17 protein-coding genes are annotated in these 19816 nt (G+C 61.4%); 10 read left to right on the top strand and 7 right to left on the bottom strand.

The genetic code is table 11. The features are described from left to right. Positions 1-101 precede the first annotated feature (101 nt). Positions 102-2660, bottom strand: a complete 2559-nt coding sequence (locus EI290_RS15825) for an excinuclease ABC subunit UvrA (RefSeq protein ID WP_125432373.1) — start codon at positions 2658-2660, stop codon at positions 102-104. Positions 2661-2786: 126 nt separating this feature from the next. Between EI290_RS15825 and EI290_RS15820 the strand changes: the two genes are divergently transcribed. From EI290_RS15820 to EI290_RS15810, 3 genes are all read left to right on the top strand, one after another. After that, complete coding sequence (locus EI290_RS15820; RefSeq protein WP_246008974.1) at positions 2787-3782, top strand: PDDEXK nuclease domain-containing protein; 996 nt, start codon at positions 2787-2789, stop codon at positions 3780-3782. 382 nt (positions 3783-4164) lie between these two features. Next, entirely contained in the window at positions 4165-4839 is a 675-nt protein-coding gene (locus tag EI290_RS15815; RefSeq protein WP_125432369.1) for a hypothetical protein, read from the top strand. Beyond that, entirely contained in the window at positions 4836-5432 is a 597-nt protein-coding gene (locus tag EI290_RS15810) for a hypothetical protein (RefSeq protein WP_125432367.1), read from the top strand. Before EI290_RS15815 ends, EI290_RS15810 begins: the two co-directional genes overlap by 4 nt. Positions 5433-5444: 12 nt before the next feature. Here the strand turns inward: EI290_RS15810 and EI290_RS15805 are convergent, their stop codons facing one another. From EI290_RS15805 to msrB, 3 genes are all read right to left on the bottom strand, one after another. Then, positions 5445-6170 (bottom strand): hypothetical protein, encoded by a 726-nt coding sequence (locus EI290_RS15805; RefSeq protein WP_125432365.1) that lies wholly within the window; start codon positions 6168-6170, stop codon positions 5445-5447. A gap of 61 nt (positions 6171-6231) precedes the next feature. Next, positions 6232-7734, bottom strand: a complete 1503-nt coding sequence (locus tag EI290_RS15800) for an NCS1 family nucleobase:cation symporter-1 (protein WP_125432363.1) — start codon at positions 7732-7734, stop codon at positions 6232-6234. Between the two features lie 119 nt (positions 7735-7853). Next, complete coding sequence (gene msrB, locus EI290_RS15795) at positions 7854-8300, bottom strand: peptide-methionine (R)-S-oxide reductase MsrB (RefSeq protein WP_125432361.1); 447 nt, start codon at positions 8298-8300, stop codon at positions 7854-7856. Positions 8301-8390: 90 nt separating this feature from the next. Here msrB and EI290_RS15790 point away from each other — a divergent pair, with 90 nt between their 5' ends. Continuing rightward, complete coding sequence (locus EI290_RS15790; protein ID WP_125432359.1) at positions 8391-8783, top strand: hypothetical protein; 393 nt, start codon at positions 8391-8393, stop codon at positions 8781-8783. 144 nt (positions 8784-8927) lie between these two features. Here EI290_RS15790 and EI290_RS15785 read toward each other — a convergent pair whose 3' ends face one another. Then, positions 8928-10535 carry a protein adenylyltransferase SelO gene (locus EI290_RS15785; protein ID WP_125432357.1) on the bottom strand — a complete coding sequence of 536 codons (1608 nt, stop codon included), beginning with the start codon at positions 10533-10535 and terminating at the stop codon, positions 8928-8930. 232 nt (positions 10536-10767) lie between these two features. On the opposite strand from EI290_RS15785, the gene EI290_RS15780 reads away from it, so the two are divergent. Then, on the top strand, positions 10768-11613 hold the full coding sequence (locus EI290_RS15780) for a universal stress protein (RefSeq protein ID WP_125432355.1): 846 nt from the start codon (positions 10768-10770) through the stop codon (positions 11611-11613). Positions 11614-11825: 212 nt separating this feature from the next. On the opposite strand, the gene EI290_RS15775 is transcribed toward EI290_RS15780, so the two are convergent. Both EI290_RS15775 and EI290_RS15770 read right to left on the bottom strand, forming a co-directional pair. Further along, the gene (locus EI290_RS15775) at positions 11826-13634 is read right to left on the bottom strand and encodes a M61 family metallopeptidase (RefSeq protein ID WP_125432353.1); all 1809 of its coding nucleotides are present in this window, start codon (positions 13632-13634) and stop codon (positions 11826-11828) included. A 120-nt stretch (positions 13635-13754) separates the two neighbouring features. Continuing rightward, positions 13755-14537, bottom strand: coding sequence for an XRE family transcriptional regulator (locus EI290_RS15770; protein WP_125432351.1), 783 nt, complete (start codon positions 14535-14537; stop codon positions 13755-13757). Between the two features lie 193 nt (positions 14538-14730). Between EI290_RS15770 and EI290_RS15765 the strand changes: the two genes are divergently transcribed. The 5 genes from EI290_RS15765 to EI290_RS15745 all read left to right on the top strand — a co-directional run bounded on the left by EI290_RS15765 (position 14731) and on the right by EI290_RS15745 (position 19794). Beyond that, complete coding sequence (locus EI290_RS15765; RefSeq protein WP_125432349.1) at positions 14731-15144, top strand: CesT family type III secretion system chaperone; 414 nt, start codon at positions 14731-14733, stop codon at positions 15142-15144. Between the two features lie 152 nt (positions 15145-15296). Beyond that, positions 15297-16001, top strand: coding sequence for a PspA/IM30 family protein (locus tag EI290_RS15760; protein WP_125432346.1), 705 nt, complete (start codon positions 15297-15299; stop codon positions 15999-16001). Positions 16002-16074: 73 nt separating this feature from the next. Beyond that, the gene (locus tag EI290_RS15755; protein ID WP_125432344.1) at positions 16075-16734 is read left to right on the top strand and encodes a hypothetical protein; all 660 of its coding nucleotides are present in this window, start codon (positions 16075-16077) and stop codon (positions 16732-16734) included. A gap of 228 nt (positions 16735-16962) precedes the next feature. After that, entirely contained in the window at positions 16963-19122 is a 2160-nt protein-coding gene (locus EI290_RS15750) for a flotillin family protein (protein ID WP_246008973.1), read from the top strand. Positions 19123-19284: 162 nt separating this feature from the next. Then, positions 19285-19794, top strand: coding sequence for an endonuclease domain-containing protein (locus EI290_RS15745; RefSeq protein WP_246008972.1), 510 nt, complete (start codon positions 19285-19287; stop codon positions 19792-19794). The last annotated feature ends 22 nt before the right edge of the window (positions 19795-19816 follow it).

The raw sequence follows: 19816 nt of genomic DNA, 5'->3' as shown, positions 1-19816 counted from the left end.
AATACGGGCACATTTTTCACCACCAGTTCACGGTTCGTTGTGATGATGGCCCGATGTCGTTGCAGCCGGCACGGGGTGTACCGCCTGCCAAGCAGGCGCTCCTACCCCGCCAAAAACCGCCGCAGAAACGGAGCAGTTTTGCTGTTCTGGTTGGCCGCTACCTTGGCGGGCGGGCCCTGCACTACTACCTGGCCACCTTCGTCGCCGGCGCCGGGGCCCATGTCCAGCACCCAGTCGGAGGCGGCTACCACGCGCATATCGTGCTCTACCACGATGACGGTGTTGCCGGCGTCGGTGAGGCGCTGCAGCTGCAGCAGCAGGCGCTCCACGTCGGCGGGGTGCAGGCCGGTGGTAGGCTCATCGAGCACGTAGAGGGAATTGCCCCGGCCGGGGCGTTGCAGCTCGGTGGCCAGCTTGATGCGCTGGGCCTCGCCCCCGCTCAGTTCGGTGGCCGGCTGGCCCAGGCGCAGGTAGCCCAGGCCCACTTCGCGCAGCACCGTGAGGGCCCGGTGCACGGCGGCATCGTCCTGGAAAAACTCCCAGGCCGCGTCCACGGTCAAGTGCAGCACCTCGGCAATATTCTTCTCCTGATATTGGATTTCCAGGGTTTTGGCGTTGTAGCGGGCCCCGTGGCACACCGGGCAGGGCGCGTACACGCTGGGCAGAAACAGCAGCTCCACCATCACAAACCCTTCGCCCTGGCAGTTCTCGCAGCGGCCCTTGGCCACGTTGAAGCTGAAACGCCCGGCGTCGTAGCGCCGCTTGCGGGCCTCGGGCGTGGCCGCGAACAGCTTGCGCACGTGGTCGAAGAGGCCGGTGTAGGTAGCCATATTGGAGCGCGGCGTGCGGCCAATGGGCTTCTGGTCCACCCGAACCAGCCGCCGGATGCTCTCCAGCCCCGCCACAATCCGGCCCTCTGTGGAATGAGCAGGGAGCAATGAGGAATTAAAAATGTCTTCGTCAGAGTCATCCACCTCAATTTTTAATTCATCATTCTTCATGTTTAATTCCTTTCCCACCAGCTCCACCAGCACCTGACTCACTAGGCTGGATTTGCCGGAGCCCGACACGCCCGTGACGGTAGTGAGCACGCCCAGCGGAAACTGCACGTCGAGGCCGGCGAGGCTGTTGCGGCTGATGCCTTCCAGCCGCAGCCAGCCCGCCGGCTCCCGCACGGCGCGGGCAGCGGCCGGCCCGGTGGCGGCCGGGTACAAAAAGCGGCGGGTCTGCGAGTTTTCCACGCTGGCTAGCCCCGCCGGCTCCCCGCTGTACAGAATCTGCCCGCCCAGTTCCCCGGCCGCCGGGCCCACATCCACCAGCCAGTCGGCCTGGCGGATAACGTCGAGGTTGTGCTCCACCACGAACAAAGAGTTGCCGGCCTGGCGCAGTCCGGCCAAAGCTTTTAGCAGCGCCTGAGTATCGGAAGGGTGCAGGCCAGCCGAGGGCTCATCGAGCACGTACACCACCCCGAACAAATTGGAATACAGCTGGGTAGCCAGCCGCAGCCGTTGCAGCTCCCCCGGCGACAACGTGGGCGTGCTCCGCTCCAACGACAGATACCCCAACCCCAGATCCAGCAGCACGGCCAAGCGGGCGCACAAGTCCTGGGTGATGCGGCGGGCTACCTCGGCTTGCTCAGGGTGGTCCTGGTCGTGGGCCTGGGGTTGGGCGTGGCCCTCGGCAAAGGGCCGGATGAGGGCCTCGACCCGCTTGAGCGGCAGCCCCGAGAAATCAGCAATGTCCAGCCCGGCAAACGTCACGCTCAGCGACTCACGGCGCAGGCGCTTGCCCTGGCAGGTGGGGCACTGCTGGCTGAGCATGTACTGCAAGGCCCGCTTTTTCATGAGCGGACTTTGGGTGGTGGCGAAGGTGTGCAACACGTGCCGCCGGGCGCTGGTGAAGGTGCCCATGTAGTTCGGCGGCTCCTTGCGCTTGAGGGCGCGTTGGGTTTCCTGGGGCGAGTAGCCGGGGTACACGGGCACCACGGGCTGCTCCTCGGTGAACAGAATCCAGTCGCGCTGCTGTTGGGGCAGCTCGCGCCAGGGTACGTCCACGTCGTAGCCCAGGGTCACGAGGATGTCGCGCTGGTTCTGGCCGCCCCAGGCTTGCGGCCAGGCGGCAATGGCCCGCTCCCGGATGGTGAGCGAGGGGTCGGGCACCATGCTGTCTTCCGTCACTTCGTACACCCGGCCCAGGCCGTGGCAGGTCGGGCAGGCCCCTTCGGGCGTGTTCGGGGAAAAAGCTTCGGCGTAGATGATGCCCTGCCCCGCCGGGTAGTCGCCGGCCCGGGAGTACAGCATCCGCACCAGGTTGGAAAGCGTGGTGACGGAGCCTACTGAGGAGCGCGTGGTGGGCGTGCCGCGCTGCTGCTGCAAGGCCACGGCCGGCGGCAGCCCGTCAATGGACTGTACCTGGGGCACGGCCATCTGGTGAAACAGCCGCCGCGCGTACGGCGACACTGACTCCAGGTAGCGCCGCTGGGCCTCGGCGTACAAGGTCCCAAACGCCAGGCTCGACTTCCCCGACCCCGACACGCCCGTAAACACCACCAGCGCATCCCGGGGAATGTCTACGTCCACGTTCTGGAGGTTGTGTTCCCGCGCCCCGCGCACCCGCACGAAGCCGTTGAAGTTGGGGGTTGGTTGAGTGGAATCGGGCATAGGAAAGCGGGGAAAATTGGCTAAGTATACGGAGCCGGCGGGCAATCCGACGACGCGACGTGAGGCATTCCGGTTATCTTCGCTCATGCCCAACCTCTCTCCCCGGCCCCGCCGCTCTTCGCCCATGTGAAGGCCCTTATCGATGCCTCCCGCCAGCGTCTGGCCATATCCGTCAACGCCGAGCTGACGATGCTGTACTGGCAGATTGGCTGGGCCATCAATACCGATGTACTGCAACAGAGCCGGGCCGACTACGGCAAGCAAACCGTGCTGGCTTTGGCCAGGCAGCTGAGTGCCGAGTACGGCGGCAGTTTCAGTGAAAAGAATCTTCGTCGGATGATGCAATTCGCCGATGTTTTTCCAGAAAAGGAAATTGTCGTATCACTGATGCGACAATTGAGCTGGACTCATTTGCTGGCGTTAATCCCCATCAAAGACCCGCTGAAACGCGCATTCTACGCCGAAATGTGTCGGCTCGACCGGTGGAGCGTGCGGGCGTTGCGGCAGCATATTGATGCCATGCTTTACGAGCGCACGGCCGTAAGCCGCAAGCCCGAAGCGGCTATTGCCCAGGATCTGACTACCCTGCGTGAAACTGACCAACTCACCCCCGATTTGGTTTTCCGCGACACCTACGTGCTGGATTTTCTGGGGCTGCCGGCCGCGCATTCCGAAGCCACCCTGGAAAAAGCCGTTGTGGGGCGGTTGCAGGAATTTATTCTGGAAATGGGCCAGGGCTTTTCGTTTCTGGAGCGGCAGAAGCGCATTTCCGTGGATGATACCGACTACTACCTCGACCTGCTGTTCTACCACCGCAAGCTGCGCCGCCTCGTGGCCATCGACCTGAAACTGGGCAAGTTCCGGCCCGAGCACAAAGGCCAGATGGAGCTGTACCTGCGCTGGCTCGACCGGTACGACCGGCAGGAAGGCGAACTGCCGCCCATCGGCCTGCTGCTGTGTTCCGAAGGCAACACCGAGCACGTAGAGCTCCTCCTACTCGACCAATCCGACATCCGCGTGGCCCACTACCTTACCGAGCTGCCCCCGAAAGAGTGGTTTGAGCAGAAGCTCCACAAAGCCATTGAGCTGGCCCGGCAGCAGCTTGACCAGCACAGCCTCTAGCCTGACGGTTAGAATCCGTCACACATCCTCATTTCAATACACCCGCATGAAGCCGGTGTGTGTTGGGGGAGGGTGAGAGGCTTCAGACAAATCGGGCGCATGCTTTCTTTGTAGCGGGCTTATACTTCCCATGACTATGCGCTTCGTGTTTCTCCTTGCTATCAACATATTAAACGGCTGCTTACCTGTTCGGCGGCTGACTTCCACGCTTACCCATACAAACGCAACCCGTTCAGAGCCAATCAGTGGCTACGTGCTTGATTCGCTCACGCGGCAACCGGTGCCGGGGGTGCTGGTATGGCCCAGGGCGCTTACCGACCAGCAGGGGCATTTTTCAATACTTGGCAAAAGCCTATACCCAGCAGGGCCGTACCACCTATCTGTGTCAACGCTGGCTTATCGGGGCCACACCCTCGTTACGGATGATATAGCCCAAAATGTAACGCTACTGGTAAGCCGGCGGCAGCAACCGTATCAGGCTCGCCCCGACAGCTGCCGGTCGGCAGCTGATGTGCGGCGCACTAATCCATATGCCACTCCCACGCTGGCCGATGGAATGCCGGGCACGATGTACGCCATTTTTATGCAGAATGGCCACCGCTCCGCCGCGGCCACCATCCGGGCAATAACCATTCGCCCGGCAGAATTGCGGCAATACATGTCTGATCCTGGCTTTCCCTTCCGATTACGGGTTTTCTCCGTGGATAGCCTTACGCAGCAGCCTGCGCAGGACTTGCTGGAGGAAGCGGTGATACTGTGTCTTTACAGGAAAAATCAGACCAGCACCATCGACCTGAGCCAGTATGCCATATCAGTGCCCCGTCAAGGGTTTTACGTGGCAGTTGAAATGCTCGTACAAGGTGACCCTTTCTACACTTGCCCGGATGAAATACCCGATTACCGCCCGGTTGGTCCCCTCCTACGTGGCCCTTGTGCCTTTTCCAATTCTCACAGTTGGCAATATGTATATCCGGAGTACAAATGGATACCTACGCCGCCCGCCGAAAACTGCTGGCCGCTGTACGAGGGCCTGTTTGAAGTGGAAGTAACGCCATGAATCTGCGGCCACTCTTCCGCCGGTGGTGGCTGTTGCTGCTGCCCCTCGTGCTGCCGCTGGCAACGGGTCAGGCCCAACAGCGAACCACGGCGGCCACCCAGGTGCCAGCCTATACTGCGCCAGACTGGCAGTTTGCCTTCTGGGTAGAAAATCCCGCGCCGGGAGTTACGCGGCAACTGCGGGCGGTTCGGCTGCGCGTGGGGGCGAAGGGCCTCCCCAACTGTCCCCTACGGCTGCGGCTCTATGAGGCGGCCGGGCCCCGGCAGGCACCAGGGGAGGATATTCTGACTGAAAACGTATTCATCTGTCCGGCACGCTGGAACGGGTGGTACTGGTTTGATGTGCAGCCCTACCAGCTGAGGGTTCCGGCCCAGGGCTTTTTTGTGGCGCTGGAGCCCGTTCTGGGCAGTGACAACTTCCATTGCTTCCCCAGCTCGCCCGCCTACCAGCCCACCGGCCCGCTGCTGAGCCCGGAGCAGCCGGGCGCTGCCTGCTGGGCCAGAACCACCCGCACCGCCTGGCAGTACCTACCCGATTCGACCAGTCGCCCCCGGTACGAGCAGTTCGTGCAGCTGGAAGTAGCCGGTCAGTAAGCAGTGGAGCCTTTATTTCAGTGTCACGTCGAAATACAGCCGCTTGGGGGCGGGCACTTTACCGTCGGCCAGAACGTCCTGCAACCTGGCAATTTCCAGTCGCACTGTTTTGGGAGCAATCCAACCGCCGCTTACCACGAAGTAGTTCTTCAACCGTGCCTCTTTAATGAGCTGGAGCACCCCTTTATTGATGCGCCACAGCTGGAAGCCGGGGTAGCAGTCTTCAAACATCATGTAACACTCATTTTGCTGGGCAAAGAGCAGGGTGCTGGTTAGGTTAAGCTGGGGCTCGTTAGCTATTTCAACTTCTTTGCCGGTAGCCTCGCTGATCAACAGCGTCTTGGTTTCCTCGTACAGCTGCCGGGTTACCCAAATCAGCTGGTTACGCCAGTCCGTGCCCCGGTAGCGGTAGGTAGACACACCCGTTTCTTCCTGCTCGGCACGGTCGTTCCGCAGCACCAGCAGCCGCTTGTCATCCAGGCTGATGTGGACGCCCGCGGCGGTTTGCTTTACTCCGGGGTTGAGCTGGCTGAAAGCAGCCTGCTGAAACGCCGCCGCGCCTTTCGCCGGTACCGCCGTAGCCGTTGTGCCCAGGGCCTGCCGCAGCTCGGTTAACGCGCCAGCCGCGGAAACTGCGGCTTTTTGGTGACTACCGGCGGCAACAGGCTCCTGGCCCACTGCCAGCGTGATGGTGAGAATAGCCAGGAAAAACGTGGACGTAAAACGGAGTATCGGCATACGGGTGAATGAGCCGGGAAACTACAGCTTCTCCGGCTCATTCACTTGCTTATTTACCAGCTCAGCGCACAACCTCCGGCAACATTCTCCCACTCACCGCCCGCCGCATGAGCAGCACGTAGAGCCCGCCCGCGAGGAAGAAGCCCACGAACCAGGCGTAGCTGTAAAGGCCGGCCAGCCAGGGCCACACCGCGCCGGCCGGCACTGCCCCCACGGCCTGCAAAAACCCTGGAATATTGGGTAGAATCCCGATGACCAGGGCCAGCACGGCCCGGCGGTTCACGCCGTTCTGGTAGGTGTAGCGGCCTTCGGTGCGGTAGAGGTCGGGCACATCGAGCTGCTGCTGGCGGAGCAGGTAGTAGTCGGCTATGAGGATGCCGCCGATGGGACCCAACAGGGCCGAGTAGCCCACCAGCCAGGTGAAAATGTAGCCCGAGGGGTCGGCAATAAGCTTCCAGGGGAAAATGAGCAGGCCGAGTACGCCGGTAATGTAGCCGCCGGTTTTGAAGCTGATGCGCTGCGGATTCAAATTGGCGAAGTCGTTGGCGGGACTGACGATGTTGGCGGCAATGTTAGTAGCCAGGGTGCTCAGGGCCACGGCCAGCATGGCCACGCTCACCAGGCCCCGGCTCTCGAACCGGGCCGCCAGCACCACCGGGTCCCAGATAGTTTGCCCGTAAATCACCAGCGTAGCCGACGTAACTACTACACCCACAAACGAAAACAGCGTCATGGACGAGGGCAGGGCCAGGGCCTGTCCCAGCACCTGGGCCCGCTGGCTCACGGCGTAGCGGGTAAAATCGGGGATGTTCAACGACAGCGTGGCCCAGAAGCCTACCATGCCGGTGAGGGCCGGGAAGAAGTAGGCCCAGAACTCTGCCGACGAGGCAAACCGGGCCGGCTGGCTCAGGATCGGGCCCAGGCCATGCCCCGCAGCAACGGCCCACCACAGCAATGCCACAGCCGCTACCGGCAGGAAAAACGCCTTAAATACCAGCAGCTTCCGGATGCTCTCCACGCCCAGGTACACCACCACCATATTCAGGACCCAGAACAGCAGGAATACCAGCGCTGGCCCGGTAGCCAGGCCCCAGCTTTGCGGAAACACCGGTGGTAGCTGCCCCAGGCCCGGCACCCACAGCACTGCCATCTGGTACAAAGCATAGCCGCCAATCCAGGTCTGGATGCCAAACCAGCCGCAGGCAATAACGGCCCGCAGCAAGGCTGGCACGTTGGCCCCGCGCACCCCAAACGAGGCCCGCGCAAACACCGGAAACGGAATACCATACTTGGCTCCGGCGTGCCCATTGAGCAGCATGGGCACCAGCACCACCGTATTACCCAGAAAGATGGTCAGCAAAGCCTGCCACCAACTCATACCGCCCCCAATCAGCGAGCTAGCCAGCATATACGTCGGGATGCAGAGGCTCATACTGATCCAGAGGGCGGCGTAGTTGGCCGTAGTCCAAGTGCGGGCCCTGGGCGGCACGGGGGCCAGGTCCTCGCTAATCAGGCCGGCACTGGGCGGCCCGGCGGACTGCACGGTGGTAGTAGTCTGGCTCATAGGCAATCAACGCAAACAGGTTCTTGCCTAAAGTACTGGTATTCTATGGTTGAATAGATAGGATGTTGAATTGTTGGATACTATAGATGAGCGGACTGCTGAAACGGTGAAAAGGCGGGCTATTCTGCCCGCAGTTCCAGACTTGCCGAATTGATACAGTAGCGCAGACCGGCCGGGGCCGGACCATCGGGAAAAACGTGGCCGAGGTGGCCGCCGCACACGTTGCACAAGGCCTCCATGCGCTGCATGTGGTGGCTGTCGTCGAAGGCGTAGCGGATGCAGTTTTTGGCAACTGGCTGGGTGAAGCTGGGCCAGCCGGATATGGCGTGGTACTTAGTGGCGGCTTCAAACAGGGCAGTGCCGCAACCGGCGCAGTGGTAGCGGCCGGGCGCGTAGGAGCGGCAGTAGGCGTTGCGGTAGGGCGGCTCAGTGGCTTTGCCCCGCAGCACGGCAAACTGCTCCGCCGTGAGCAAGTGCTGCCAGCGCGCCTCCGGGTACCGGATCTGCTGCGGAGGCTCCGGGTTGCCATATCGGGCAAATAACAGTACGTCGATCCAACGGAGCATCTGATTTCGTAGGTGTATTGCTTTTCGCTTATCTTCCGGTACTACACACCTGCCCTGGCCAACTGGCTTCTTCTCTCTCGCCGCCCCATTATGGAGCAACTATACGATACCTCCTCCCTATCCATTGCGTACGACCCAACCCATGCCTGGCTGTACGTAGAATGGAAAGGCGCACACAATGCGCACTCAGCGCGGGCGGGGGGCGAGTTGGTACTGGACTACCTCCAACAGCGGCCCTGCCACAAAATGCTCAACGACAACAGCCAGGTTACCAGTGACTGGGAGCAAGGAGCGCGTTGGGTAGGCACCGAGTATTACCAGCGGCTGGCCCAGCAGGGCATGCATACGGTTGCCTGGGTATGCCCGGCCTACTGGCCGGCGCGCAAGTCCATGGAAACGGCCATGCGCTTCATTACCCGGCCGGTAGTAGTTTTGTTCGACGACGTGGCATCGGCCTATACCTGGCTTCTGCGGCAGGCGTGAGGATGTGGATTGCTGCTTGCTGACTGTTCCGCCATTCTGAGCAGCGCAAAGGACCTTATTACGGTTGAACGACTACCATAGCGACGACTCGTTCCAGCGTGGCAAGGTCCTTCGCGCTGCTCAGGATGACGGAACAACTACCAATCAGGAGCTGCACGAGAGGGTGGCACTGCCGGGCTTGGTGCGGGCCCAGTCGGGGCGCTTGGCGGCCAGGTCCTCGTAGGCGGGATGCTCGTCGAAGGGAGTTTTGAGCACGTGGTAGAGCCGCTCCAGATCCGTCAGGTCGCCGGCTTCGGCGGCTTCGATGGCCAGCTGCGCCAGGTAGTTGCGCAGCACGTACTTGGGGTTGGCGGCCAGCATACCGGCCCGGATAGCTTCGGGCGCGGCGGATTCCTGGCCCAAGCGCTGCGCGTACTGCTCCAGCCACTCCTGCAACGGCCCGTGCACGGCTCCCGCCGGGTTGTAGCTCACTTCTTCAATCAGCTGCTGTACGGCTGGCCCGCTTCCAGTTGCCTCCGTCAGCAGCACCGGCACCAGGTGCGACAACCGCCGGAAGAACAGCGTCATGTCGGCTTCGGCGGTTTCCAGGGCCGCGTGCAGGGCTTCCGTCAGGGCGTAATCGGGCTGGCCATCGGGTTGCGGGGTGAGGCCCAGCTTACGCAGGAGCATGGCCTGGCGCGCTTGGTTAAAGGTGGTTACGTAGGTATCCAGCGCGGGGCGCAGGTCCGCATTCGGCTCCGACACCAGCGGCGTGAGGGCCTGGGCCAGCTGCATCAGGTTCCAGAGGGCCACCCGGGGCTGCTGCCCGAAGGCGTAGCGGTAGGTACTGAAATCGGTGGTGTTGGGCGTCCAGCCGGGCTCGTAGGGCTCCAGCCAGCCGTAGGGCCCATAGTCGATGGTGAGGCCCAGGATGCTCATGTTGTCGGTATTCATCACCCCGTGCACGAAGCCCACCGTCATCCAGTGCGCCACCATAATGGCCGTACGCCGGCACACCTCCGCAAACCACTGCGCGTACACTGCCGGGGAGGGCACACCCAGCTCCGGAAAGTGGTGGCGAATCACGTAGTCGGCCAGCTGGCGCAGGTTGTCCAGCTCCTGGTGGGCCAGCAAAATCTGGAAATTGCCGAACCGCACGAACGAGGGAGCCACGCGGCACACAATGGCCCCCGGCTCGGGGCGGGCATTGCCGTTATAAAACATGTCGCGCACCACCTCGTCGCCGGTGCCCACCAGGCTCAGGGCCCGGGTGGTAGGTACGCCCAGGTGGTGCATGGCCTCGGAGCACAGAAACTCCCGGATGGAGGAGCGCAGCACGGCCCGCCCATCGGCCCGGCGCGAATACGGCGTGGGGCCGGCCCCTTTTAGCTGCAACTCCCAGCGCGAGCCGTCCACGGCCCCCAGCTCACCCAGGGAAATTGCCCGCCCGTCGCCGAGCTGCCCGGCCCAGTTGCCAAACTGGTGGCCGCCGTAGCGGGCGGCGTAGGGCTGCATGGTAGTTGCCACGCGGTTGCCGGCCAGCAATTCCACGGCCGGGCCCCGCTCCGGGGGCCGCACCAGGCCCAGAAAAGCCGCCAGCTCATCCGACCAAGCCAGCAAATGCGGGTCCGGCACCGGGGTGGGCTGCACCGGCGAGTAGTGGTAACCGGGCACCTGCCGGGGCACATTCTCCTGGGAAGGGTCGCCGAGCAGCTCCTCCACAAAAGAGTTGGTGAATATGGTCTGCTCGAGGGGTTGGGGAAATATCTGCATAGCAAGGAAACACCGGTTAGCGGTAAAAAGATGCCGACTCGGTGCTGCCGGCCAGGGCGCAAGTTAGCAGCCCGTACTCGCTCCGGCCGGGCCACTCCCCCGCTTGATTGTAAGCTGATCAGTAAAATTTGGATTTCAACAATAAAACCAGTATATTATCCGATGTAGCACACTACCGCCCAATCAGTTACCTGAAGGCAGTAGCCGTCCGCCCGTTTTCAGCCCTACGCTCATGAAAAATCTGCTTGTTCCCACCGATTTTTCCCCGGAGGCGCACTATGCCTTCGAGGCTGCCCTACAGCTGGCCCACCGCAGCGCCGGCCACGTTACGCTGCTGCACGTAGTAGATGCGCCTCCGGCCGCTGGTATTGCCACCTCCGGGGGCCGGGTCGGTACCGATGGACTCAACAATGTGTATATGCTCAAGCTGCTACAGGCCACCAAGCGCCGGATGCACGAGTGGATGGCCGAGGCCCACAGCCTGGTACCCGACGTGCCGGTGCGCGACCTGGTGCTCACGGCCGAGTTTGAGCCCGCCGTGCTGGAAACCATTCAGGAACACCAGATTGATTTGGTAGTAATGGGGGCCCACGAGCATACTTCCTGGACGCGGTTTTTCCTGGACTCGCACACCGAGCGGGTGATGCGCACGGCTCCTTGCCCGGTGCTCACCATCAAGCACCCGGCCCCCGATTTTGAGGTGCAGCACCTGGTGTTTGCCTCCGATTTTACGGCCGAGGCCGACCGGGCCGTGCCGGGGCTGCGGCAGTTGCAGGCCCTGTTCCCGGAAGCTACCCTGCACCTGCTCGACGTGGTGCCCTCCGCCGACCGGCACGGCGCGGCCCTGCACTCCATTGAGGAGTTTGCCCGCCGCCATCAGCTCACGCACTACGAAGCCGATGTATTTGACGCGCCCCGCGTCAGCACCGGCATTCCGCGCTTTGCCGAGCGGGCCCACGCCGATTTGGTGGTTATGCTCACCCACGGCCGCTCGGCCCTCAGTCACCTGTTCCAGAGCAGCACCTCCGAGGCGGTAGCCCTGCACGCCCCCCAGCCCGTCATGACGGTACACGCCTGACGACTCGGCAGTATTTGCACAAAAAAGCCTTCATACACTGCGTATGAAGGCTTTTTTTGTGCGTAACACCCAGGTTTCGCCCGTGGTTATCCGGCCATGTGTAGTCGCGCGAACTTTGTAGTGCGCGTATCCTTAACGTGCCGCGCAACAACTCGGGAACACGCGAACTGCAAAGTTCGCGCTACTGCGTGCTACCGCAGGGCCGCCGGTAGCTACAGGTTCTTCAGCCACACCGCGCGCAGAGTCAGCTGGTCGGGCGTGGCGGTGGGGTTTTGGGTGAATACGTAGCGTTTCACCTCCTCGGTGCTGCCCAGCTTTACGCGCACCGTTTGCTCCTGGCCGTTGCGCACAATGGTGAGGGGCAGCTCGGAGCCAGGGGCCCGGCTGCCGGCCCGGCGCAGGCCCGTGAAGTCGTTGCGTACCCCATCCACGGCCACCAGCTGGTCGCCGACCTGCACGCCGGCAGCGGCCACCGGCCCAGCTACCCGGGTAAAGTACACGTTGGTTTCCCGCGGGGCCAGCCCCACGGCGCCCACGGTGGCTACCTGCTTGCCGGTGTGCACAATGGGCTGATAGGTGATGCCTAGCTTAGCGTAGTATTCGGCCAGGGGCAGCGGCTCGGCGCCCTGCACATAGCGCCGGAAAAAGTCCCTAATTTCCGGATACGTCAGCTTAGTGAAATCCTCGAAAAAGGTTTTTTCGCTGAAAGGCTTGTTGGGGCCGTACTGCTTGGCCAGCTGCAACAGCACGTCGCGGAGGCCCCGCTTGCCCCCGCTCAGTTCCAGCAGGCGAATATCGAGCAGGCCGGCTGTGAGGGCCCCGCGCTGGTAGATGTTGCCGTACTGGCGCTGCCCTTCATCCGAAAACGAATTCAGGCCCAGGCGGCTAAGGCTGTAGGTGGTATCGGTACGGGTCCGGTCGTACTGCACTTTGTCGTGCAGGGTGCTCAGATACTCCTCCAGCGGCACCAGGCCTCCGCGCAGCTGCATCATGTGCGAGGCCCATTCGGTGGTGCCCTCGTACAGCCACAGGTGCTCGGAGCCAGTAGGCTGCACGAAGTTGAAGTGCTCAATCACCTCGGAATGGATGTTGAGCGGGGTCATCACGTGGAAAAACTCGTGGGCGGCAATATCCACCACGCCCTGCGCCGACTCGGGCGTGAGCGGCTGCTCGGGCAGCACGTACTCCGAGCTGTAGGAATGCTCCCAGGCCCCGGCCGAGCGGTCGGCGAAGTGGTAGAGGAAGGCGTAGCGCTGCACCGGCAGCTGCCCCCCAAAAAAGCTCTGGGCGGCGGTCAGCATCTTCTGCATGTAGCCCAGCAAAGGCTCAGCCTGCACCTTATCGGTGGCCGAGTAGCAATATAGAGCCACATCGGCCGCGCCCAGCTTGGTGCTGGCCTCGGTGAGGCGGCCCAGCAAAATGGGTGAATCCACGGCGTGGTCGTAGTCCTGGAGGTGGAAGTAGCCGTCCTTGTCGGCTTGCAGCACCGTGCCCACTTTCCAGCCGCTGGGATACTCCAGCTTCAGGCGTAGCGGGGCCGCCTGCAGGCCCTGGGGGAAGCCCAGCAGCGTCTGCCCGTTGAGCAGGGCATGGTCCGCTTCCAGTGACGAGCCGCACATGCGGTAAATGCTGTGCTCCTTCACCGGCGTGTCCCAGGTTTCGGCAATGGTGTAGCGGATTTCGCGGGTTTTGTCGGGCTGGCTGAGCTGCCACTGATTGATGGTGAGCTGCTTCACTGCCAGCGGCTGCCCCTTGGCATCAAAGGCCTGGAAATTGCTCACGAAGCGGCCCATATCCATCACCTGGTAAGTGCCGGGAGCCGTGGCCGCAAACTGGTAGATGGCCTGGTCTTTTTTGAGCTTGGTGGATTTGGGCAGCTCCAGCTTCACCTGGAAAGCGTTGCTGTTGGTGGCCGGGTCCATGCTCACGGTGTAGGTCAGCTCCTTGGGAGCTTTGGCCAGCGCCGGGGCGGCCAGGCCCAGCAGCGCCGCCAGGGCGGCCGAACGGAAAATCGGATGCATAAGGGGAATATCGGGTGAAAAGTGCGCTAACAGACACGGCCCGTCCGGGCCGGTTGCGCTGTGGCAGAGTGGGAGCCGCAGCGGAATGGGTGGATTTGGTTTGGTAGGGCAGCGGAAACATCATGCTCCCAACCGGGCCAGCAATTCCTCTACCTGCCGCTCCAGCCGCGTTACGCGGTCCTCGATGCGGGAAGGTGGGCGCAGGTGGGTGGTGAATACGGCCTTCACTTCCCAGATTTCCAGGGCCTGGTCGAGGGCAAACTCCTGGGCGCCATAGTCGGGGTTGTCGGCCCGGAGTTTGAGCACCGTATCCGACAGGCGCTCAGCCAGGCGGCGCACCAACAGGCTGTTTTGCGTTACGAAGGCGTAGATACGGCCCGTACGCAAGCTGGCGGCGGTTTTATCTGCGCGGCAGCACAGCACCACATCCTGGTGGCGCAGGCCCTGCTGCTGGTGCTGCATTTCGGCCCCCACTATCTCAAAAGCCCGGGTAGCGCCCCCTAGCTGGTGCGGAAACGTGAGCGAAGGAAGCGCCGCCACAAAATCGGTGCTGTGGTGCTGCACGATGTACTCGAGCAAGCGGGCAGCCGGCACGAAGGGCGTCAGGGCCGCCTGCTTAGCGGCTTCGTTGGTAGTGTCAGCCGCCGGAGCAGGCGTGCTTTCCTGTTTGAAAATATCGAAGTGATACAGCTCATTTACCGTCAGCTCTTTCGTAAGTAGCAAGTCTACAGACAAGCCAAAATGTTGAGCAATCTGAATGAGCGTCTCCATTTTTGGTTCCGACCGGCCTTCTTCGTAGGCGCCCACGCTGGGTCGGGCCAGGCCAAATAACTCGGCAAAAGCCGCCTGGCTCAGCTTCTTAACGGTTCTGATTTTGCGAATGTTTTTTCCTACGTAGGACATGCGGTAAAAAAATTTTCGCTCAAAGCTTGAGCACATCTAAAACTTTGAGTACACCTGTATCGTAAAGCTAGTACAATAGTATCCACCGCTTGCTAGTCTCCGCTATTTTTTTGAGCTACCTACGTTTACCTACCTGGGCTTGCTGCCGGTCTTTGCTTACCTTTTGGCCTCTTCCCGTTCTAGCTACTCTCGTATGGCCAATTCTTACTATCTGAAGATTCAGACTTATCTGCTGGAGCTGGGCTTCGACGTGCAGCACCAGGACCCGGCCAACAACCTGCTGGTGGTGAGCAAGCCGGAGCTGGGCATCGACCACCTGGTGCTGGGCTGCGGAGAGCCACTCCTGATTCTGGAGCAGTACCTGCTGGATTTGCCCGTTCCCAACGGCGCCATCTACCAGCGCCTGCTCCAGAAAAACCGGGACATTATTCACGGGGCTTTCGTACTGGACGAGTCGGGCCGCAAGGTAATTTTCCGCGACACCCTGCAGCTCGAACACCTCGACCGGCCCGAGCTGGAAGCCGTGTTCAACTCCCTGGCCCTGCTGCTGAGCGAATTCAGCGACGAGCTGATTGCGTTTTCAAAATCGGGTTACGAAGACGCCTGAACGTCATGCTGAGGGCAGCCGAAGCATCTCTACCGCTTCGTTGCAATAATGAGTAGTTAGCCAGCGGTAGACATGCTTCGACAAGCGGACGCCAGATAGAGCATGACGTTCTGATATTCCTCAATACCTTCCAAACCAAGTTCCCAACAGCCATGAACCTCTTCAACCGCATCTTTAAAATCGGGCAGGCGGAAGCGCACTCGGCCGTTAATCAGCTCGAAGATCCCATCAAAATGACCGAGCAGGGCCTGCGCGACCTGCGCCAGGACCTGGACAAGGCCTTACACGCGCTGGCCGAGGTGAAGGCGCTGGCCATCCGGAGCCGCAACGAGGCCGAAGCCGAGCGGGGCCGGGCGCTGGAATACGAAAACAAAGCCGTGCTCCTGCTCCAGAAAGCCCACCGCCAGGAACTGGAAACCGCTGAGGCCGACCGCCTGGCCACGGAAGCCTTGCTCAAAAAAGCCCAGCACGAAGCCCAGGCCGACCGCGCCACCCAGGAGCAACAGAAGTTTGAAGCCTCAGCCCAGCAGCTCGACCAGAACGTGCAGCAGCTGAAAAGCACCATCTCGCAGTGGGATAATGAGCTGCGCACCCTGAAAGCCCGCGTAACGGTGAGCACGGCCACCAAAACCATCAACCAGCAGCTGGCCCAGCTGGATTCGTCGGGCACGGTGGCACTGCTGGAGCGCATGAAGGAGAAAGTAGCCACCGAGGAAGCCCTGGCCGAATCGTACGGGCAGATTGCTCAGGAAAGCAAGACCGTCGACCAGGAAATCGACCAGGCGCTGGGTAAGGACGGCACCGGCCAGGCCGCCGCCGACTTGCAGGCGCTAAAGGCTAAATTGGGGCTGGGATAAGCTCCCTGTCTTCCCCTACTGTTCGGCGCTGGCACCCCAATCTCCCGCTTCATATTCCTGCCCTTCTCCGCCCATGACCGAACTTCTCCGCGCGGCCGTTTCGACTCCTAACCTAGTGCCTACTACCCTGCTGGTATTCGTGCTGCTGTACTGGCTTACTGTTATTCTGGGTTTGCTCGATTTCAAGACGGTAGACCTGGATACGGACCATCAGTACGAGCTGGGGCACGACACGCACGCCGCCCCCGATACCGCCAGCATGGGCGTGAGCTGGCTCAACCACGCGCTGGCCTTTTTCAACCTGGGGCGGGTGCCGCTGATGGTATTCGTGAGCTTTGTGGCCCTGCCGCTCTGGATTGGCAGCATTCTGCTGAACTACTACCTGGGCAACACGTCGTGGCTGCTGGGGCTGGGGTTGCTGGCCCCGCTGGGTATCGGGAGCCTGCTGGTTGCCAAAGTACTGACGCTGCCCTTCGTGCGCCTGTTTGCAGCCATGCAGCAGGACCACGACACGGGGGCCAGGCCGCTGGGGAAAATCTGTACTGTGCTGCTGCCCACCACGGCCTACCGCCTGGGCCAGGCCAGCGTGCCGGTGCTGCACGGGGCGCCGCTGGTACTCAACGTGCACGCCGCTTCTCCTACCGCCGAGCTGCGCAAAGGCGACACCGCCCTGATTATTGATTACGATGCGGCCCGGCGCTGCTACCTTGTGGAGCCCTACGACGCGCCCTGAACGCTGCTCAGGACAATGCATGGTGTAGAGGCGCGACTCTTTTGCGTCTCATCGTTGAACGACCGGACTAGTGCCAGCTCAACAACATCAGCAACGACACGACGCGAAGTGTCGCGTCTCTACATCACCCGATATCGGCTCAACTGTCCTGCTTTTGCTAACGCGGCAGCTACCAGTATTTTTCTCTTCTTCTCTCCCAATTTGCCATTACTTCTACTTTCTACGTCCATGTTAGAACAACTTTCCCTGGCGGTAATCGTCATCGTCGCCGTCCTATTGCTGGGTTTTATTGCCATTGTGGCGCGCATGTACCAGAAGGCCGTGCAGGGTGAGGCCCTGGTGCGCACCGGTATGGGCGATACGCAGGTGTCGTTCAGCGGCATTTTTGTGGTACCGGTGCTCCACAAGCTGGAGGTGATGGACATCAAGCTGAAAACCATTGTTATAGCCCGCGCCGGCTCCGAGGGGCTGGTGTGCAAGGACAACATGCGGGCCGACGTGAAGGTGAACTTCTTCGTGCGCGTCAACAAAACCCACGACGACGTGCTGAACGTAGCCCAAAGCATTGGGGCCCACCGCGCCTCCGACCCGGCGGCTCTGGAAAACCTCTTCGATGCCAAGTTTTCGGAAGCCCTGAAAACCGTGGGCAAGCACTTCGATTTCATTGAGCTGTACAACTCCCGTGAGCAGTTCAAACAGGAAATCCTGCGCATCATCGGCACCGACCTCAACGGTTACGTGCTCGACGATTGCGCCATCGACTACCTGGAGCAAACCCCGCTCACGGCGCTCAACCAGGACAATATCCTCGACGCCGAGGGCATCAAGAAGATTATTGCTCTGACTTCGGAGCAGAAAATTCAGGCCAACTCCATTCAGCGGGAGCAGCAGAAAACCATCAAGAAGCAGGACGTAGAGGCCCAGGAAACTATTCTACAGCTGGAAAAGCAGCTGATTGAAAACCAGGAAAAGCAGAAGCGCGAAATTGCCAACATTAAGTCGCGGGAGCTGGCCGAGACGGAGAAGGTGATGCAGGAAGAGCGCCTTAAAGGGGAAAAAGCTCGCATTGCCACCGAGGAGGAAGTGCGCATTGCCGAGCAGAACCGGGACCGGCAGGTGCTGGTGGCCGAGCGTAATAAGCAGCGCACCGACGCCGTGGAAACTGAGCGCGTAGCCCAGGCCAAAGCCCTGGAAGCCAACGAGCGGGAGCGGATTGTAGCCCTGGCCCAGATTGAGAAGGAAAAAGCCCTGGAAGAAGAGAAAAAGAACATCCAGACGATTATCCGCGAAAGAATTACGGTGGAGAAAGCCACGGTGCAGGAAGAGGAAAAAATCAAAGACACCCGCGCCCAGGCCCAAGCCGACCGGGAAAAGCTGGTAGCCCTGACGGCTGCTAAGCAGCAGGCCGAAGCCGCCACGGTGGCCCTGGTCGGTAACGCCGACATGGAAAAGCAGGCGGCCGAGTTCCGGGCCAAGCAGGTGCTCATTGATGCCGAAGCTGAAAAGGCCGCGTCGGAGTTCCGGGCCCAAGCCATCCGGACCCTGGCCGAAGCCGAGGCGTCGAAAGCTGCCGCCGTGGGCCTGGCCGAGGCCCAGGTGATGCAGGCCAAAGCCACCGCCCGCCAGAAGGAAGGCGAAACCCAGGCCACTGTGCTCCAACTCACCGCCACCGCCGAGGCCCAGGCCATTCAGGCCAAAGCCGGCGCCCAGGCCGAAGCCGACGAGAAGCTGGGAATGGTAGCGGCCAGAATCAACCGCGAAAAAGGCCTGGCCGACGCCGACATCATTCAGGCCAAAGCCGACGCCGACCAGAAGAAAGGCTTGGCCGAAGCCGCCGTATCGGAGCAGAAATTCGCGGTGGAAGCCAAGGGCATTGAAGCCAAGGCCGACGCCATGAAAAAGCTCGACGGCGTGGGCAAAGACCACGAGGAGTTCAAGCTGCGCCTGGACAAGGACAAGTCGGTGGAACTGGCCCAGATCAACATTCAGAAGGACATTGCCGCCAGCCAGGCCGAGGTGATTGGCGAGGCTCTCAAAGCCGCCAAAATCGACATAGTGGGCGGGGAAACCATGTTCTTCGACCAGATCATCGGCTCCATCACCAAGGGCAAGATGGTGGACCGCACGGTGCACAACTCCGAGGTGCTGGGCACCGTGAAGGACGCCTTTTTCTCAACCGACGGGGGCGGCGACTTCAAAACCAACCTCCGCCGCTTCGTAGACCAGTTCGGCCTGAGCGCGGAGGAAGTCAAAAACCTGAGCATATCGGCTCTGCTGCTCAAAATGCTCAACAAAGCCGGCGACGATGCCACCCGCGCCACTATCACGCAGCTGGCGGGCACGGCGCAGGTGCTGGGGATTGGGGAGAAGAAGGTGGGGACGTTGTAACCTCACCCCCCGGCCCCCTCTCCTCCGGGAGAGGGGTAGCCACGGTGGCGCGGTAGTGGACCTCACCCCCCGGCCCCCTCTCCTCGGGGAGAGGGGGAGCCTGACAATTTTTATGTGAGAGTGGATTTGGTTGGAGTCATTTACGCTATCTGTATTTCAGCTATGAGCACGCCTGATACCGATGCCATTTTGGATTCAAACACCGAGAATAACGCAGACGACAAAAATCGTCAGGCTCCCCCTCTCCCCGAGGAGAGGGGGCCGGGGGGTGAGGTCCACTACCGCATGTATACTACTGATGCCGTCCGCTGGAAAAAACACCTGAAAGACTACGCCCGAGCCAACCGCCAGCAGCCTACCGAAGCCGAAAGCCACCTCTGGCAAGTGCTGCGCAACCACAAGTTTGGCATCCGGTTTCGCCGTCAGCACGCTATTCAACAGTTCATCGTTGATTTCGTGTGTCTGGAGGCTTGGCTGATTATTGAGGTTGATGGCAGCATCCACGCCGACGCCAGCCAGGTCGAATACGACGGAGGCCGTACGCATGATTTGCAGGAAGCCGGATTTTTAGTGCTGCGCTTCACCAACGAGCAAGTACTGCGCAACACGCCCCAGGTACTCCAAACCATTCGGGAGCACCTACAACTACTGCTCCCAGCTTCCCAAGGCTAACCCAGCAGCTTGCCCAACAACA

The organism is Hymenobacter metallilatus (genome assembly GCF_003944705.1).
Taxonomy (GTDB): domain Bacteria; phylum Bacteroidota; class Bacteroidia; order Cytophagales; family Hymenobacteraceae; genus Hymenobacter; species Hymenobacter metallilatus.
The sequence above is the reverse complement of the archived record's forward strand: the minus strand, read 5'-3'. Positions and strand labels throughout refer to the sequence as shown.

Excerpts from the sequence above, each read along its gene's own strand:
- EI290_RS15825 (WP_125432373.1), bottom strand. The coding sequence starts at position 2,660 with ATGCCCGATTCCACTCAACCAACCCCCAACTTCAACGGCTTCGTGCGG.
- EI290_RS15810 (WP_125432367.1), top strand. The coding sequence starts at position 4,836 with ATGAATCTGCGGCCACTCTTCCGCCGGTGGTGGCTGTTGCTGCTGCCC.
- EI290_RS15805 (WP_125432365.1), bottom strand. The coding sequence starts at position 6,170 with ATGCCGATACTCCGTTTTACGTCCACGTTTTTCCTGGCTATTCTCACC.
- EI290_RS15800 (WP_125432363.1), bottom strand. The coding sequence starts at position 7,734 with ATGAGCCAGACTACTACCACCGTGCAGTCCGCCGGGCCGCCCAGTGCC.
- msrB (WP_125432361.1), bottom strand. The coding sequence starts at position 8,300 with ATGCTCCGTTGGATCGACGTACTGTTATTTGCCCGATATGGCAACCCG.
- EI290_RS15790 (WP_125432359.1), top strand. The coding sequence starts at position 8,391 with ATGGAGCAACTATACGATACCTCCTCCCTATCCATTGCGTACGACCCA.
- EI290_RS15785 (WP_125432357.1), bottom strand. The coding sequence starts at position 10,535 with ATGCAGATATTTCCCCAACCCCTCGAGCAGACCATATTCACCAACTCT.
- EI290_RS15780 (WP_125432355.1), top strand. The coding sequence starts at position 10,768 with ATGAAAAATCTGCTTGTTCCCACCGATTTTTCCCCGGAGGCGCACTAT.
- EI290_RS15775 (WP_125432353.1), bottom strand. The coding sequence starts at position 13,634 with ATGCATCCGATTTTCCGTTCGGCCGCCCTGGCGGCGCTGCTGGGCCTG.
- EI290_RS15770 (WP_125432351.1), bottom strand. The coding sequence starts at position 14,537 with ATGTCCTACGTAGGAAAAAACATTCGCAAAATCAGAACCGTTAAGAAG.
- EI290_RS15765 (WP_125432349.1), top strand. The coding sequence starts at position 14,731 with ATGGCCAATTCTTACTATCTGAAGATTCAGACTTATCTGCTGGAGCTG.
- EI290_RS15760 (WP_125432346.1), top strand. The coding sequence starts at position 15,297 with ATGAACCTCTTCAACCGCATCTTTAAAATCGGGCAGGCGGAAGCGCAC.
- EI290_RS15755 (WP_125432344.1), top strand. The coding sequence starts at position 16,075 with ATGACCGAACTTCTCCGCGCGGCCGTTTCGACTCCTAACCTAGTGCCT.
- EI290_RS15750 (WP_246008973.1), top strand. The coding sequence starts at position 16,963 with ATGTTAGAACAACTTTCCCTGGCGGTAATCGTCATCGTCGCCGTCCTA.
- EI290_RS15745 (WP_246008972.1), top strand. The coding sequence starts at position 19,285 with ATGAGCACGCCTGATACCGATGCCATTTTGGATTCAAACACCGAGAAT.